General features: G+C 61.9%; 13 protein-coding genes and 1 pseudogene. 7 read left to right on the top strand and 7 right to left on the bottom strand.

The features are described from left to right. Nucleotides 1-142: 142 nt before the first annotated feature. Complete coding sequence (locus JF66_RS23710; RefSeq protein WP_197059423.1) at nt 143-301, top strand: hypothetical protein; 159 nt, start codon at nt 143-145, stop codon at nt 299-301. A 100-nt stretch (nt 302-401) separates the two neighbouring features. Beyond that, nucleotides 402-869 carry an SRPBCC family protein gene (locus tag JF66_RS14250; RefSeq protein ID WP_197059422.1) on the top strand — a complete coding sequence of 156 codons (468 nt, stop codon included), beginning with the start codon at nt 402-404 and terminating at the stop codon, nt 867-869. 25 nt (nt 870-894) lie between these two features. Here JF66_RS14250 and JF66_RS14245 read toward each other — a convergent pair whose 3' ends face one another. The 3 genes and pseudogenes from JF66_RS14245 to JF66_RS14240 form a co-directional block, all read right to left on the bottom strand. Then, on the bottom strand, nt 895-1,284 hold the full coding sequence (locus tag JF66_RS14245; protein WP_035879131.1) for a PPOX class F420-dependent oxidoreductase: 390 nt from the start codon (nt 1,282-1,284) through the stop codon (nt 895-897). Beyond that, nucleotides 1,253-1,423, bottom strand: a pseudogene (locus JF66_RS25365) (Fic family protein); the annotation flags it as partial. The pseudogene JF66_RS25365 and the gene JF66_RS14245, both read right to left, overlap by 32 nt. 29 nt (nt 1,424-1,452) lie before the next feature. Next, the gene (locus JF66_RS14240) at nt 1,453-3,354 is read right to left on the bottom strand and encodes an ABC transporter ATP-binding protein (protein ID WP_035879130.1); all 1,902 of its coding nucleotides are present in this window, start codon (nt 3,352-3,354) and stop codon (nt 1,453-1,455) included. A gap of 780 nt (nt 3,355-4,134) precedes the next feature. Between JF66_RS14240 and JF66_RS14235 the strand changes: the two genes are divergently transcribed. The 3 genes from JF66_RS14235 to JF66_RS14225 all read left to right on the top strand — a co-directional run bounded on the left by JF66_RS14235 (nt 4,135) and on the right by JF66_RS14225 (nt 7,724). Further along, nucleotides 4,135-5,529 carry a DUF1524 domain-containing protein gene (locus tag JF66_RS14235; protein WP_231556436.1) on the top strand — a complete coding sequence of 465 codons (1,395 nt, stop codon included), beginning with the start codon at nt 4,135-4,137 and terminating at the stop codon, nt 5,527-5,529. A gap of 61 nt (nt 5,530-5,590) precedes the next feature. Further along, on the top strand, nt 5,591-5,911 hold the full coding sequence (locus JF66_RS14230) for a nucleotide pyrophosphohydrolase (RefSeq protein WP_035879129.1): 321 nt from the start codon (nt 5,591-5,593) through the stop codon (nt 5,909-5,911). Further along, nucleotides 5,898-7,724: a DUF2075 domain-containing protein gene (locus JF66_RS14225; protein ID WP_051973561.1), complete on the top strand. Its 1,827-nt coding sequence runs from the start codon at nt 5,898-5,900 to the stop codon at nt 7,722-7,724. Before JF66_RS14230 ends, JF66_RS14225 begins: the two co-directional genes overlap by 14 nt. A 325-nt stretch (nt 7,725-8,049) precedes the next feature. Here JF66_RS14225 and JF66_RS14220 read toward each other — a convergent pair whose 3' ends face one another. Next, nucleotides 8,050-8,835 carry an acetoin reductase gene (locus JF66_RS14220; RefSeq protein WP_035879128.1) on the bottom strand — a complete coding sequence of 262 codons (786 nt, stop codon included), beginning with the start codon at nt 8,833-8,835 and terminating at the stop codon, nt 8,050-8,052. Nucleotides 8,836-9,122: 287 nt separating this feature from the next. On the opposite strand from JF66_RS14220, the gene JF66_RS24435 reads away from it, so the two are divergent. Beyond that, entirely contained in the window at nt 9,123-9,914 is a 792-nt protein-coding gene (locus JF66_RS24435) for an Ltp family lipoprotein (RefSeq protein ID WP_231556435.1), read from the top strand. Nucleotides 9,915-10,711: 797 nt separating this feature from the next. Then, nucleotides 10,712-11,278, top strand: coding sequence for a dihydrofolate reductase family protein (locus JF66_RS14210; RefSeq protein WP_231556434.1), 567 nt, complete (start codon nt 10,712-10,714; stop codon nt 11,276-11,278). A 415-nt stretch (nt 11,279-11,693) separates the two neighbouring features. On the opposite strand, the gene JF66_RS14205 is transcribed toward JF66_RS14210, so the two are convergent. The 3 genes from JF66_RS14205 to JF66_RS14195 are packed head-to-tail and all read right to left on the bottom strand — an operon-like array spanning nt 11,694 to nt 15,253. Next, complete coding sequence (locus JF66_RS14205) at nt 11,694-12,791, bottom strand: amidohydrolase family protein (RefSeq protein WP_197059421.1); 1,098 nt, start codon at nt 12,789-12,791, stop codon at nt 11,694-11,696. Nucleotides 12,792-12,818: 27 nt separating this feature from the next. Beyond that, nucleotides 12,819-13,742: a carbohydrate kinase family protein gene (locus JF66_RS14200; RefSeq protein WP_156109808.1), complete on the bottom strand. Its 924-nt coding sequence runs from the start codon at nt 13,740-13,742 to the stop codon at nt 12,819-12,821. Beyond that, nucleotides 13,739-15,253 (bottom strand): argininosuccinate lyase, encoded by a 1,515-nt coding sequence (locus JF66_RS14195; RefSeq protein ID WP_051973560.1) that lies wholly within the window; start codon nt 15,251-15,253, stop codon nt 13,739-13,741. Before JF66_RS14195 ends, JF66_RS14200 begins: the two co-directional genes overlap by 4 nt. Between the last annotated feature and the right edge of the window lie 31 nt (nt 15,254-15,284).

The raw sequence follows: 15,284 nt of genomic DNA, 5'->3' as shown, positions 1-15,284 counted from the left end.
ACGTCGAGGGTTCGAAACTCGCGCGATAACATACACGTTTCTCAGTGCATCAGGCGTGAGCGGAATCTTGTTGGGACTCACGCTTCCAGACTCAACACCTGGCGGTTTGCAGACAATCATCAGCGGACCCACACAGCCTGGGTTGGATATCGCTATTGGTATAGCGAACCCTCTGGGCGTTATCGGAATCGCGACCGCGATCATTGCGCTCGTGCTTTCGATTCGCGATTCGCGCGGGCGAATCACGCTTGTTGAGTCCTGGGGCGCCGAGGAGGACGGCGCCCTGGTCGACCCCGCGTAGCGGCAATTCGTTGCATCGACTCCGCTCCCGACAGACCCACGTCCAGCTGGTCGGGCCGGAAACACCTCTTAAGAGACAGTCCACACCTAGGCTGGGCAGTATGACGGTCGAACGGGTTGAGCAAGGGCCGCGCCAAGTTGCGCGCACTGTTGAGGTGCCGGCTTCGGCCGCTGACGTCTTCGCGTTGGTGGCTGATCCTCACCGTCACGGTGAGCTGGACGGCTCAGGCACCGTCCTCGACACGGTGTCGGGGCCGCGGCGGCTCACGCAGGGCGCAAAATTCTCGGTAGCGATGAAGCAGTTCGGCGTCCCGTATCGCATCACCAGCACGGTGACGCATATCGAAGACGGTCGGCTTGTGGAATGGCGTCACCCGGCGGGCCACCGGTGGCGCTGGGAACTCATGCCGCTCACGCCCACCTCTACGCGCGTCACTGAGACGTTCGACTACAGCACCGTGCCAGCCGTGCAGGGAAAAGTCTTCGAGCTGCTCGGTTTTCCCCGTCAGAACGCCGCCGGCATCGAAGCCACCCTGCGCCAACTCGCGACGCGCTACGCCCGCGCTTGACGTGAGGCCACCGGGCCGGAGTCGGTTACCCGGCCGTGATTACCAGCGCCACCGACTCGTCGGTCGTCCGGCGCAGGCGCTGGACCGCACGGAAGGCCCGGTACTTCAGGCCATACTTCGTCAGCAGCGCCGCGTCCAGGGCGTTGAGAGTGTCCGCGTCGCTGTGCACCAGCGCCTGGGCGGTAACAGTCACGGCTCCCACCCGGGCAGTGCCCCGCGCAGTGCAAGGGGTGAGCTCGATGCGCGCAGTGTGCCGGAGCCGCTTGACCTTGCCGCTCGCGCCACCCGTCGAGACGAGCAGCCGGTCAGACCTCCGCACAATCCACACCGGGGTTTTCACCGGGTCGCCGGTCTTGCGGAACGTGGTCAGCAGAACGTACTCCTCAGATCCGAGGGCCAGCAGCGCGGTAGTCACTCCTCAATATAACGCCGGGAGATCTCGCCGAGCCGTGAGTTTGGATGAGGGCGCGGCCGACCCTTTCCTCTCCATTGGGGAAAGGGTGGAGTGTTTCGAATTGAGCGTGAGCGATGGCGGTCTGCGCAAGCACGGGAAGGTCAAACCGGTTGGCGAAGAGCTCGGTGACTAGACCTCGCTTAGCGCTTCCTCATCCGCCACACCATTCTTCTGCACGGCGAACTGGGTCCGGTGCAATTCCTCGTACCGCCCACCCAGAGCAAGCAGTTGCTCGTGCGTACCGCGCTCCACGATCGAGCCGTCCTCAACCACGAGGATCAGGTCCGCGCTGCGGATGGTGGAGAGGCGGTGTGCGATCACCATCGCCGTTCGTCCCTCGAGCGCCTCGCTGAGCGCCGCCTGCACGGCGGCCTCGGACGTCGAGTCCAGCGCGGCCGTCGCCTCGTCGAGGATGACGACGCGCGGCTGGGCGAGCAGGAGCCTCGCGATGGTCATCCGCTGGCGCTCACCCCCGGACAGCCGGTAGCCACGTTCCCCCACCATCGTGTTCAGCTGGTCCGGCAGGGACCGGATGAGCGGCTCGAGTCGCGCACGGCGAACGGCGTCCCACACCTCGTCGTCGGTCGCCTCCGGCCTCGCGAGGCGCAGATTGGAGAGGATGGTCTCGTGGAACAGGTGGCCGTCCTGCGTCACCATGCCCAGGGTGTGCCGCATGGAGGCGAAAGTGACATCGCGGACATCCGTTCCCGCGAGGCGCACGGCGCCACTGTCGACGTCATACAGGCGCGAGAGGAGCTGTGCAATCGTCGACTTGCCGGCACCGGACGAACCAACGAGCGCTACGGTCTGTCCCGGCTCGATCCTGAAGGAGACGCCGTGCAGCACCTCCTCGCCACCGCGGGTGTCCAATGTGGAAACCTCCTCGAGAGAGGCGAGAGACACCTTGTCCGCGGACGGGTAGGCGAAGCGGACGTTGTCGAACTCGACGGCCACCGGGCCGTCGGGGATGGCGACGGCGTCGGGCTTCTCCTGGATGAGCGGTTCGAGGTCCAGCACCTCGAAGACGCGCTCGAAGCTGACCACCGCGCTCATGATCTCCACCCGTGCGTTTGCGAGGCCGGTGAGCGGAGCATAGAGGCGCGTGAGGAGGAGCGCCAGGGTGACCACGTCACCGGTGTTCAGCTGGCCGGCGAGTGCGAGGGAGCCGCCGAGCCCGTACACGAGCGCGAGGGCGAGAGCGGAGACGAGCATCAGTGCGGTGAAGAAGACGAACTGCAGCATCGCGGCCCGCACCCCGATGTCGCGCACACGGGCGGCGCGGATGCGGAACTCCTCGGCCTCCTCGTCGGGCCGGCCGAACAGTTTGACGAGGGTGGCACCGGGCGCGGAGAAGCGCTCGGTCATCTGTGTGCTCATGGCGGAATTGTGATCGGCTGCCTCGCGGCGCAGCGCGGCGAGGCGGCCTCCCATTCGGCGCGCGGGCACCAGGAAGATGGGGAGCATGATCACGGCGAGAACCGTCACGAGCCAGGACGTGTTGAGCATGACGATCAGGGTGAGGATCAGCGCCACGAGGTTCGTGACTACGCCGGACAGCGTGCCGCTAAAGGCCTGCTGAGCGCCGATCACATCGTTGTTGAGGCGGCTCACGAGGGCGCCCGTCCGGGTGCGGGTGAAGAACGCGATCGGCATCTTCTGCACGTGGTTGAAGACGGCGGTGCGGAGGTCCAGGATCACGCCTTCGCCGATCCGCGCCGAGTACCAGCGCGTCACGAGTGACACGGCGGCGTCGGCCACGGCCACGAGGGCGATGACGACGGCGAGCCAAACGATTGTGCTCACCGCTCCCTGGGCGACGATGACGTCGACCACCTGGCCGGCGAGTACCGGCGTCGCGACCGCGAGGAAAGCTCCCACGATGGAGAGGGTGATGAAGATCAGCAGCTTGGAACGGTAAGGTACCGCGAACGTCATGATCCGCCGAACGGATTCACGGGAGATGTCGTGCCTGCCGTCCCTGGCGGTCGAGATCTTGTGAAGCGAGCTCCAGGCCGCGCCTTCCATGCTCATGGTGGTTCCTTTCGTGGGTACCATGGCAAGTTTAGATGGCGAGTTGCCCGAGCTCGGTGTTCTCCCCAGCGGCAGGGAGCCGGGGCTTTTTCATGAGACGGCTCGGCTGACAACCGTCGTGTGGGCGGTGTGTGCAACGCGGCTGCCGAGGTGACGCGCGGTGCGCCGGTCAGCGTCGGCAACGACATGCGCCCGCCCAAAGCGGTTCACATGGTCATCAGAGGAAGTCCCGGTGTTGTGGCGCCGTCCCGCCGTCATAACCGCACACCTGGGCCAGCATTCGAGGAGCTAAATGGTCGAAGGCGTCAACCGAACCGACAGGAGTCCTGCCGTCTGTGAGCGCGCGACCGAGACTCAGCGGGAACGTGTCCCCTTTCTGGGCGTGCGCTTGGTCTCGGGTCAATCCCTGTCTCCAGTAAGTTCGGAGTAGGTAGGTCTGCACATGGGGTTGAGTGCAGTGAAATAGGGGATCAAGTGACGGACTTCAACGGGCAACAACAGGAGCCAGCAACGGCTCAAACAAGCGAGGAAATACCATTCTTCACTTTTACGTCCCATATCGACGGCCAGAATGCACCCGTCTCCGTCTTCAGGGATCGAATCGAGTGGATTAGGCCTCAGGTTGTGTCGGATGGGTCGTTGACGGCTGGTCTGTTGACTCGGGCACGGGCGCTCCTCGGGACAGACTCGATGAACGGCAAGACGGGGCCGGAGATGATCCTCGTCCAAGACATGTCGAGGGTCACGACTTCTCGAGGGCTACTGAACACGAAGGTTTCGGTGGCTACCGCAGGCAACACCGTGGACTTCCGCATGCCCAAAGCCGAGGCAGCGCGGGTTCAGAGCGTGCTCACACAGCTGATCCGCGAGGCGCACCCGTCAGCACTGACTCTGATCGGGAATGCATTTGCCTCGAAATTGGATAAGTTCAAGCCGACTCTGAGCATCTGGATCCTCGGCGGCCTGGCCGCTTTTTTCGCTCTCATGTACGCAATCGTCGGTGGATTCCCTGCACTCCTCGTCATTCTTGGAACGGCTGCCCTGGTCACAGGTGTGTACGTGATCACTGGTCGTCGGGCTTGGGCATCAATTCCAACCGGTAAGACGGCTGCAATCGCGCTGGCTGTCAGCCTGGTCCTCTTCATCTCAGGCGGGGTCGCTGCTGCCCAGACAGGTTCACGTGAGACTCCTGTGGCTGACCAGGCAAGCCCGTCTGCGACAGCGACAGCGACACCGTCCCCGACGCCGACCCTCACAACAACGCCCGGGCCGGAATTTTCCGAAGAAGCGCCGGTTGACCCTGCGACCGTCTCCAAACCGACTGAGGTCGCGTCGGTCGTGGCTGTTGACACCAGCGCCACCAACACGACGGCACTTGCCGTCCTCGCAACTATTCCTGTCAAGGGGAAGGCCGCGAAGACCGGCTACGAACGTACGGACATGTTTGGCTCCGCCTGGATCGACGTGGATGGCAACGGATGCGACACCCGAAACGACATCCTCGCCCGGGATCTGAGCCCAATCACCAAGTCAGGAACCTGTCGGGTGATGACCGGTTACCTGGTCTCCCCGTACACTGCCACGGCCATCGCCTTCGTTCGAGGTCAGGACACGTCAGCGTTCGTGCAGATCGATCACCTTGTCGCTCTGTCGAATGCATGGCAGACGGGTGCTCAGCAGCTGACTCAGGCTCAGCGTGTTTCCCTGGCAAACGATCCCATCAATCTCCTCGCTGTCGATGGGCGCTCCAACGCCCAGAAGGGTGACGGTGACACGGCAACATGGCTGCCGTCGAACAAGGCGATCCGCTGCAACTATGTCGCCCGTCAGGTGTCCGTCAAGGCAACCTACGGTCTGTGGGTGACTCAGGCTGAGCACGACGCGATGACCCGTGTCCTCGGCTCCTGCAGTGGTGAGTTGGCGCTGACCTCCTCGTTCACCCCGGCGCCAGCTCCGGTCGTTGTGGCCCCTCCGGCTCCGGCTCCGGAACCGGCTCCGGTCGTCGTGGCCAATGAACCTGCTCCGGCTCCGGCTCCGGTACCAGCACCAGTCGACGTCTATTACGCGAACTGCGACGCTGTGCGCGCTGCGGGAGCGGCACCGCTCGCCGCGGGAGCACCGGGTTTCCAGACCAAGTTTGACCGCGACGGGGATGGTTTCGGCTGCGATACCTGATGAACGGCGGACCGCCGCTCAGTAGCCCGTTGACGCAACTCGACGCTGCTAGGTTTACGGCATGGACGATATTTCAGTCCGCGACGAGATCGCGGCGTTCGTTGCCGAGCGTGATTGGGCGCAGTTTCACAGCCCCGAAAACTTGGCGAAGAGCATCGTCATCGAAGCCGGCGAGCTTCTCGAGTGCTACCAATGGACTGCGGATGCCGACACGGGGCGAGTGCGTGACGAGCTGGCCGACGTGCTGACCTACTGCATCCTGCTTGCCGATCGTCTTGGAGTCGACCCGAACCAAATCGTTCTGGACAAGCTGGCCAAGACGCGCGAGAAATATCCGGTGGACAAGTCGCGGGGGCGCAGCACCAAATATGACGTCCTTTGAAATTGAGAGGCTCGACTTCACGAAAGAAGCAGTCCAGGCCTGGGCACCGCGCGACCACCGCAACACCAACTGGCCGGTCGTCTACGTACTGGACGATGCCAGGCACGGAAGCAAACCCGCGATCAGGGGAGAGCTCAACGACGTCTATGTCGGGGAGTCTCGGAACGCGGCGGCACGAATGCGCCAGCACTTTGACTCTTCCGAGAAGCAGCACCTGAGCACAGTTCGGGTCATCGTAGACGACACGTTCAACAAATCCGTGTGCCTCGATCTGGAGTCGTACCTCATCCGGATGCTCGCCGGTGACGGTGTCTACCGCGTGCTGAACCGTAACGACGGAATCACCGAAGCTGACTACTACGAGCGCAGCAGATACCGCGAGACGTTCCGCGAGGTCTTCGACCAGCTCAGACGTGACGGGGTCTTCACTCGAAGCGTTCCCGAGATTGAGAACAGCGACCTCTTCAAGCTCTCTCCGTTTAAAGCGCTTTCGCAGGATCAGGCCGTGGCCGTTGAGGGCATCCTCGAGGGTCTTTTTGAGGATCTGGCGGCCGCCACCGACAGCACGATCGTGGTCCAGGGAGACCCCGGTACCGGTAAGACTGTCGTGGCCATCTACCTGCTCAAACTGCTCGTCGATATTGCGAACTCGGCTCCCGATGAAGACGTCGACAACGACTCGCTCTTCTCCGAGTTCTTTGTCGACGGCTATCGGGAGCTTCTCACCGACATCCGGATCGGCCTGGTGGTGCCGCAGCAGTCGCTGCGTGAGTCGATCAAGAAGGTGTTCCGTAAGACTCCAGGGCTTCGGCCGGACATGGTCATGACGGCCTTCGACGTCGGATTCGCCGATCAGGACTTCGACCTGCTCATCGTCGACGAATCCCACCGGCTGAACCAGCGGGCCAATCAGCCCTCCGGTGTGCAGAACAAGAACTTCAGCCTCATTACCCAGAAGCTCTTCGGCAGTGATGACAAGTCCAAGACTCAGCTCGATTGGATCACGGCGAAGAGCAAGCATCAGATTTTCCTGCTGGATGCGGCGCAAAGCGTTCGCCCGGCTGATGTGCCTCCCGAACTGTTGAACAGTCTCGTGCTCAATGCGCAGCTCACGAGACGTCACTATCCGCTGATGTCGCAGATGCGAGTGCAGGCGGGGTCGGACTATGTCGCCTACATCAGGCGCATTCTCGCTGCCAGCTCCCAGAGCGGCGAGCAGCAGACCGTGAAGGTTGAGGCTTTCGAGGGCTACGACTTTCGGATGTTCGACAGCGTCGTGGAGATGCGCGCGGAGATCCGCCGAAGGGATGCCGAGGTCGGCCTCTCCCGCTTGCTCGCCGGATACGCATGGGCCTGGAAAACCAAGAACGACAAGACCGCGTACGACATTGAGTTGGATGGCTGTCAACTGCGTTGGAACAGCACACAGACCGACTGGATTGCCTCGTCGAATTCGGTGGACGAAGTGGGCTCGATTCACACCGTGCAGGGGTACGACCTCAACTACGCCGGAGTGATCATCGGGCCGGACCTGCGCTACGACGCCGAGAAGCGCAGGCTGGTCATCGATCGGGCGTCGTACTTCGACAAGAAGGGCAAGGAGAACAACGACGTCCTCGGCAAGAAATACACAGACGACGACCTCCTGCGGTTCATCACCAACATCTACGCGGTTCTGCTGACCCGTGGCATCCGGGGGACCTACGTCTACGTCTGCGATCCTGCACTTCGCGACTACCTCCAGGGGTTCATACGGGGCGCTGTGGAGCTGGTCCCGACTCCTCGCGGTGGACACGAGCTGAAACCCCGTTGAGCATAATCACAAAATCATGCAGGGACTTGGGGACGGTTCCGATGATCATTGGCCGTTCGTTGGCTCGCGCCTGACCACGGATCGCCTCGAGCTTCGGGTGCCAACCGATGATGAGGTGACCGAAATCGCGGTGAGCGGATGGCATCTCCCGGGATGCGCTCGATGCCCGAGCATTCACCTCTGATCGACTGCGTCTGATGCGTGAGACCTGGGGGAGAGGCCGCGACTATCCGTGTCGATGACCGGCCTCTCTCCCTGCTTGTCGTTCTGCGATGTCAGTCCGTGCCGACGGGCAGAGGCAAACCGTCCCGACCCGCTTCAGAGGCTAGTTGTAGAGCATCCCGCCGTCGACGAGCAGAACCTGACCAGTGACGTAATCGGAGTCGGGGCCGGCGAAGAACGACACGATCTTGGCGACATCCTCCGGGGTTTCGATGCGGCCGAGCGCGATGCCCTCGACATTCTCCTTGAGGTTCTGCCCGCGCGGCTTGCCGTTGATGGCGCTGAGCTTCTCGTCGATCAGGTCCCACATGCCGGTTCCCACAATGCCGGGGGCGTAGGCGTTGACGGTGATGCCCCGGGGGGCAAGTTCCTGGGCAGCAGCCTGAGTGATGCCTCGAACGGCGAACTTCGATGCCGAGTAGGCACCGAGGATGGGGAAGCCTTGGATGGCGGCGATGGACGCGGCACTGATGATTTTGCCGGCGTGGCCGAGCTCGTCGAATTTGGCAACGGCGGCCTGGATTCCCCAGACGACGCTGTTCACGTTGATGCGGAAGATCTTATCCAGGTCTTCCGCGGTGATCTCGAGCATGGGTGTGACCTGTGCGATCCCGGCGTTGTTGACGATGACGTCGAACCCGCCGAGCTTCTCGGCCGCGCTGTTGACTGCGGCGAAAACGTCGTCGCGGTTGGAGACGTCGGCGGAGACGAAGACGGCCTTGCGTCCGAGGGCTTCGATCTCTGCGACAACGAGGGCGCCTTTTTCCGCCTGGAAGTCGAGGTCGGCGACGGCGATGTCGAAGCCGTCCTGGGCGAGCCGGAGTGCGATACTCCGTCCGATTCCCTGCCCAGCTCCGGTGACGAGTGCGACTTTGTGTGAAACGGTCATTGTGGTTCTCATTTCTGGTTCGGGCATGGTGAGCGCCAAGCTGGCGTCGTTGACCCGCGGCCCGGATGGTGTCGATCAGACAATCGTCGGGGCTCCTTCAGACTATGCCCGCAGGTTGAGGAGGGCGTCCGGGCAGAGCGGACTGCCGGTCGGATGGCTCCAGCACACCAGGCTTCCGGAGAACCGCATGCCAAATTCAGCGGGCAGTAATGTGTGCCGTCACCAATTGAGGCAGTCGACTGCACCCCTAAAACAGCAGTGTCTGTGGCCCCTGCCATACTCAGCCCATGACAACAAATGACCCGCGGGGGGACGGCTCAGACGAGCTACGACCAGAAACCGCACAACACACAGCCACCTACCCAGCATCGCCTGGGGCTCTACCGCCGAAGAAACCAACCGGGTTAGCTCTGGCGGCCCTCATCGTCGGTATCGCTGCGTTCATCCTCGGATGGATTCCTGTTCTTGGCGCGCTCGTCGGCCTCGTCGCCGTCATCCTCGGTATCCTCGCGCTTCGGAAACGCCAGTCGAAGGGAAAGGCATTGACCGGCGTTATCCTCGGCAGTGTCGGAGCGCTGGCGTCGATCGGCATGCTTATCGCGAGCATCGCCCTTGTCTCCACGACCACCGACATGGCAGCCGGTGAAGCGACCGCACTCACGAGTACAACGCAACCCGTCGCCGCCGCTGAACCCTCAGAGGACCCGTCAGTCGCACCCGTTGACGACGTCGTCGTTGAAGAGGTCGCGCCGGAACTCGTGGCTCCCGCCGTACCTCCGGAGTACAAATCCGCGCTCAAGAAGGCCGAGAGCTACTCATCGATGATGAACATGAGCAAGCTCGGAGTGTTCGGGCAGCTCACGTCCGAGTACGGTGAGCAGTTCTCCGTTGAGGCCGGTCAGTACGCTGTTGACAACGTGGTCGCGGACTGGCCGGCGAACGCGCTCGCGAAAGCGAAAAGCTACCGAGACACAATGGACATGTCACCGGCAGCTATCCACGATCAGCTGATCTCAGACTACGGTGAGCAGTTCACCGTCGAGGAAGCCGACTACGCCATGGCGCATCTGAACGACTGACCGAGCACCACCGAACTGAGAACCTCACCTGCGGGTGAGGTTCTTTTCGTTACTCCCAGTCCGACCAGGATCTTGCCGTAACCACCAGTCAACGAACCGCGCTCACACCTTCGGTTTACGACGCGATGGGCTGTTTACCAGGACAATCAGGAACACCATCACATTCCCGCTCAACACCAAGGCGAGAGCAACGTTAGCCGCCTCCTCCAACGGTGAGCCTGGTCGCGCCGAACTCGCACCAAGGAGGAAGAACGACAGCCCGAGTAACCCGACCGAACCCCATCGAACGGGAGCCGGCTGCTCAGAGCGGAACGCCTGAATGGTCGCAGAAGCGCAGATTGCAATCGTTGAAATCGCGTACAGGTCCATTAGCAGCCCCTCACCGGAGAATAACTCGCGTGGCCGCGCGCTGAAATCATAACCGCATGTTCGCCCGGGTTGCCCCCGAGCCTGACCCCCGTTCGAGCGCACCGGTGTCCAGCGGTAGCCGCCCCTCGACAAGCACGCGAAAGCGCACCAAGGCGAAGCCCGGAACACCGGCGATAGCCGCGAACCGTATCGACGGTGGGCGGAAGGGGAGGACAGCCGGGGCTGCCGAAAAGAAGAGGAGAGAGCAACAGCACAGCGCACAGAGCACAGCGCAAAAACCCACTAGCCCCTCACTCCGTGGTGCTGCCAGGCAACACGGCCGGATCATCGTGAGCCGGCCTGCGCAGCCGCTTTGCACCCGTGCGCTGGAACACCGTTGCGTCCCATCGTGTGCGGCGTATTCTCGAACGCGTTAAGGAGGAGGGTGAATGATGCGCAAGGTGACCTATTCAATGAGCATGTCCCGTGACGGGTACATTGTTGGGCCGGACGGCAGCTTCGACTGGGGTGCGCCTGACGAGGAGGTCTTTCGTTTTTGGATCGACGACATTCGAGGGGTGGGCGTGCACCTGTTGGGACGTCGGCTGTATGAGACGATGCTGTACTGGGAGACCGCTGATCAGGGTCACAATCTTGACGCAGCTGAACGTGAGTGGGCTGCGCTCTGGAACCCGCTCTCCAAGGTAGTGTTCTCGACCACGCTGTCCGCGGTGCAGGGCAATGCTCGCCTGGCCTCGGCAAACCTCGCGGAGGAGATCACGCGGTTGCGAGCCGAACCGGGGGAGGGCGATATCGCCATTGGCGGTGCAACTCTCGCCGCTGAGGCCGCCGATCTGGGCCTGATCGACGAGTACCAGACGATGGTCTACCCGGTGCTGGTCGGCGGTGGCATTCCGTTCTTCGCCCAAGGTGAGCGGCACGTTGATCTTGAACTCGTCGACAGCCGCACCTTCACATCGGGAGTCGTCTACTTACGGCACCGAGTGGTTCGATAACCAGAGCTCCGCCTTGGGCGCGAACCCGCGAGCTCCGGCTCAGACCGTCACTCTGTGCTTGAACTTCTAGGTCTTGGACCTCATCCGGCTGTCGTATCGAAGGCCGCGAGCTCGTCGGAATGCAGCCATTGTCGGCGCGTATGTTCACACGTTCGAATCAGGTGAACTGGCGGTGGAGATTAGATTTACACGGTTATGGCGAAGTGCCGGAGTGAAGATTGCGCAAAGTGGCTGACTTTCTGGCAGGTGTGCAAGGTCGATATCGAAACGCGATGCGGCCGACCGCCACGGTCGAGCTCATTGACCAAGAGCCACGCTTGCGGGTGCGCAGAGAGAGACAGCTCATGGCAGGCGTCATCGCTCAGATCGCCGGAAGAGGACTGTACAACCCCACGTAGTTTGAGACGTGGTACTCCTAAGGATGGGGCAGATTCGGAACGCTCGACACGGCCATGGCCAAGGCTGGGTCTGCTGGAATCCATGAGTGCAGGCCAAGCAGCCCAGCCGCATTCCCCCCGAAAATCTTCTGGATATCGGTGGCTGGCATCCCCATTTCCCAGCAGATGCGGAGCTGGTCCACGAGGTACCGGCGCGCGAAGCCACGGGGAAACCACGACGAGTCTGAGCCAAAGATGATGCGGTCGGGTCCCATGGTTTCGTAGAAACGGCGGAACAGGTCATCGAGGGTGAGTTTGCTGGCCATGTAGCGCACCCACTGATTGGAGCCCGAGGTGTCGACGGCCACGTTGGGGCAGGCCCACATCAGGAAGAGGACGTCTTGAACATGTTGTATTCCGAAATGGGGGATAACGAACGTGACTTCTGGTATTCGTTTCGCGAGGCCTTCAAGCCACGCCGGCCCGCTGGTGGAATTTTGGGCAATGCCTCCAGCGGAGCCACAGTGGCCAAAGTGAATGACAACCGGAACGTTGTAGCGGGCGGCGACCTTCCACACTGCGTCGTTGGGCGAATCAACGCGTTCGGACATGAGCGGGGCGAAAACCTTGAGACCGCGAAGGCCCTTTGTGACGATGGCCTCCTCGAAGATATCTGCGGCACGCGGGGCAAATGGATCTTTCAGTGCTGCCATGCCGGAGAAGGTTCCGCCGCCCCGGGCCACCAAGTCCTGCATCTTGCTGTCTCCACCGGCGGTGACGAAATTGGCGAATTCGATGGAATGCGTGTCCAGCTCGTGGACCCAGCGATCGGCCTCCTTTTCCCAGCCGGAATCGAGTTGCGCGCTGTCCGGGTCGGCGAAGTCCCACGATCGTCGCCAGTTCGCGGATGTCTGTGCTGTCGCCGCCATCATCGTGCGCTGTCCGGCATCGTGCCTCTCCCAGGCGCCTTCGCTGTCTTCCACACTGACTTTGACCTGGTGTGGGTCCAGGGTCTCGAACTGCCCCCCGGCCAAGCTACGGGTGAGGTCATCCTGTGCCATGCGAAAATGCACATGGAAGTCGATGATTGAAATGCCCTGGACGGTCGGGCGGCCTGTGATCTCGGGGGTGTGCATTTTTTTCCTTGTCGAGGTTCGCTGCGTTTAGCTGACGCTGAGTTCAATTTCGATGTTGGCCCGTAAGTGCTCAGGGGTCGCGACCAGCCGGGTTGCATAACGTACGGCAGCCGCGAGCGAATCAGCCCAGTTAGTGCCGCGGCAGGCTCCCACCAAGAGCGCGGCGTTGAAACCGTCGCCCGCTCCCGTCGAATCGATAACGGTGGTTGGTTCGGTCGAGGCGTCGATCCAGCATCCGTCAGGAGTTGCGAGTCCGGCTCCTCGGGAACCGCGTTTTACTCCGACGATCGTCTCGGTGAGGGCGGCGAGACGGAGCGCGGCGCGGTGGGGATCATCGTCTTGCGTGAGACCGTACAACTCATCGACATTCGGCAAGAAGATATCAACGTGGGCCAGTGCTTTCATAATTTCTGCGCGAACCTGTGTTGTCCAGCCTTGCGGAGGCCAGCCGGTGTCCAGCACCGTTTTGGCCCCTGTTGCGTGGGCACGATTGAAGAGTTGCGCAAGATTGTCACCGTGGAGACCAGGGAGGAGAAAATATCCAGCCAACACCACGAATCGAGCTTCCAGAGCATCGTCTGGAACGTCGTTCGGCGTCATGTTCCGCATCGCGCCGAGTGAGGACAGGAATGCTCGATCTCGGCCTGGAGCCTCAATTGCAACGGTAATCGCGCTGGGTTCCTGTGCGTCACGAATAAGAACTGCGGTGAGTGCCTCGATATCAAGGTCGGAGGTAAGAATGGTGGTCGACGCATCGTCTCCGACCCGACTCACAAGTGTGGTGGGATGACCCAGGCCCGCACAACGGATCGCCAGGTTTCCGGCTGACCCACCGACGCGCATCGTAATCCGCGGCACTATGCGTTCAGTGCCGGGAGCTGGCAAGTCCGGTGTGTCTGAGACCATGATGTCGAGGTTCGTATTGCCAATGATGGCAATTCGATTCGTCACCACCTGTTGTTCTCGACGACATCGCTCGTGAGCTTAATGAGGCGTTCGCGTGTGTCGTCCAGATGCGTTCGGCGTGCGCGAAGCTCTGCGGCGAAGGTGGTCGCCAAGCTCGTGGCTCGGTTCGCAGTGGTGATGACTGCTTTGGTACCGGGGCCACCGAGCTGAGGTCGCTCAAGGACGAGTGCAGGGTTCGCTCCTGCGGCTAGGGTAATTGCCACCAGTGCATCCGTCGCGGGGATGTTGGCACGATCGAACGCAGACGTTACATCCTCGGAGGTCCATTGTGTTGGGTCGGCCACACGAACGAGGTCGCCAACGATGTGATGGGCACCGCGCCAAGGGAGCCCTTGGGCGGCCAATGCCTCGGCCACAGCAGTCGTGGTGGCCCCGGACTTCACGATTTGCTCGGCGCTTGGCAGCTCGAGGACTCGAAAGTTCGTGAGTAGGCCGTCCATCATGCGAACAAATCGCCCGACGCGTTCGCCGGAACGCCATAAGTGCTTCTGAACATCTGTTGTGGCGTTGTTCGAGTCTTCGTACCATGCCGAGCCGATGTTGGCGAAGGTGGCCGCCATATCAGCGGCGGTCGCGCCGGCCATCGAAACCATGTGTTCAAGCACTACCGGGTTCTTCTTCTGCGGCATGATTGACGAGCCCTGAGTGTAGGCCGTCGGGGTTTCCACCCATCGGAAGGTCATCCACTCCAGCAGAACACGTGCCCACCGTGCACCGGTCGCTGTGATGCGACCGTGCGCGCCTGCGAGGCGCATGAAATGTTCCGCCCCGACTACTGCTTCATAACTCGATGTGAACGAGCTATCGAAACCCAGAAGGTCGCCGACCAGGTCCGAATCGATGGGTAAGTCAGTGCCGGCGAACGCGGCGGATCCCAGCGGTGAAACGTTCAGCTCAGCATAGATGCTCAGCATTTCCTGGGCCTGGCTCAGAAGTGCCTCGGACAGGCCCGCAAGTACATGACCCATGGTTGTTGGCTGTGCTGGGCGACGGTGCGTAAATCCGATGATGACACTTTCCGCGTGTTCGCGGGCCAACTGCGCCGCATCCGCTGCGGTCTGAACGACCAGGTCGGCTTGGTCGAGAAGCTGTCGGCGGAGAACCATACGGAAGGCGCCGGCGTCCAGGTCGTTTCGGCTGCGTGCCAGCTGCACGTCCAATTCGGACGTTGAGATTCCGCAGGCATTGGCCAACTGCTGTTCAAGGAAGTAGTACGGGTCTTCGACGCTGCCGTCGAAGGGGAACTCTTGCGTGCCGTTTTCGGTGCGGGACCAAAGTTCGAGGAGGCCGGTCAGAAGCTGCCGTCCGCGTTCCTGGGGCAACACGCCCTGGGTTGACAGCATGTACACATGGGCAAGACTGGCTTCAATCATGGGCGGGTAAATGAAACGTGCTGATTCTTCAAACGCGTCACGCAAGTGGTTGTCCCAGTAGACGGACAGCCGGGCGTTGTCTTGGAGGGGAACGCGGGCGGTACCGGATTCGGGCGTTGTCATCGTTATTCCGATCGATTGTGGTGCATTTACT

Source organism: Cryobacterium sp. MLB-32 (genome assembly GCF_000738085.1).
In the GTDB taxonomy this organism is placed as follows: Bacteria; Actinomycetota; Actinomycetes; order Actinomycetales; family Microbacteriaceae; genus Cryobacterium.
The sequence above is the reverse complement of the archived record's forward strand: the minus strand, read 5'-3'. Positions and strand labels throughout refer to the sequence as shown.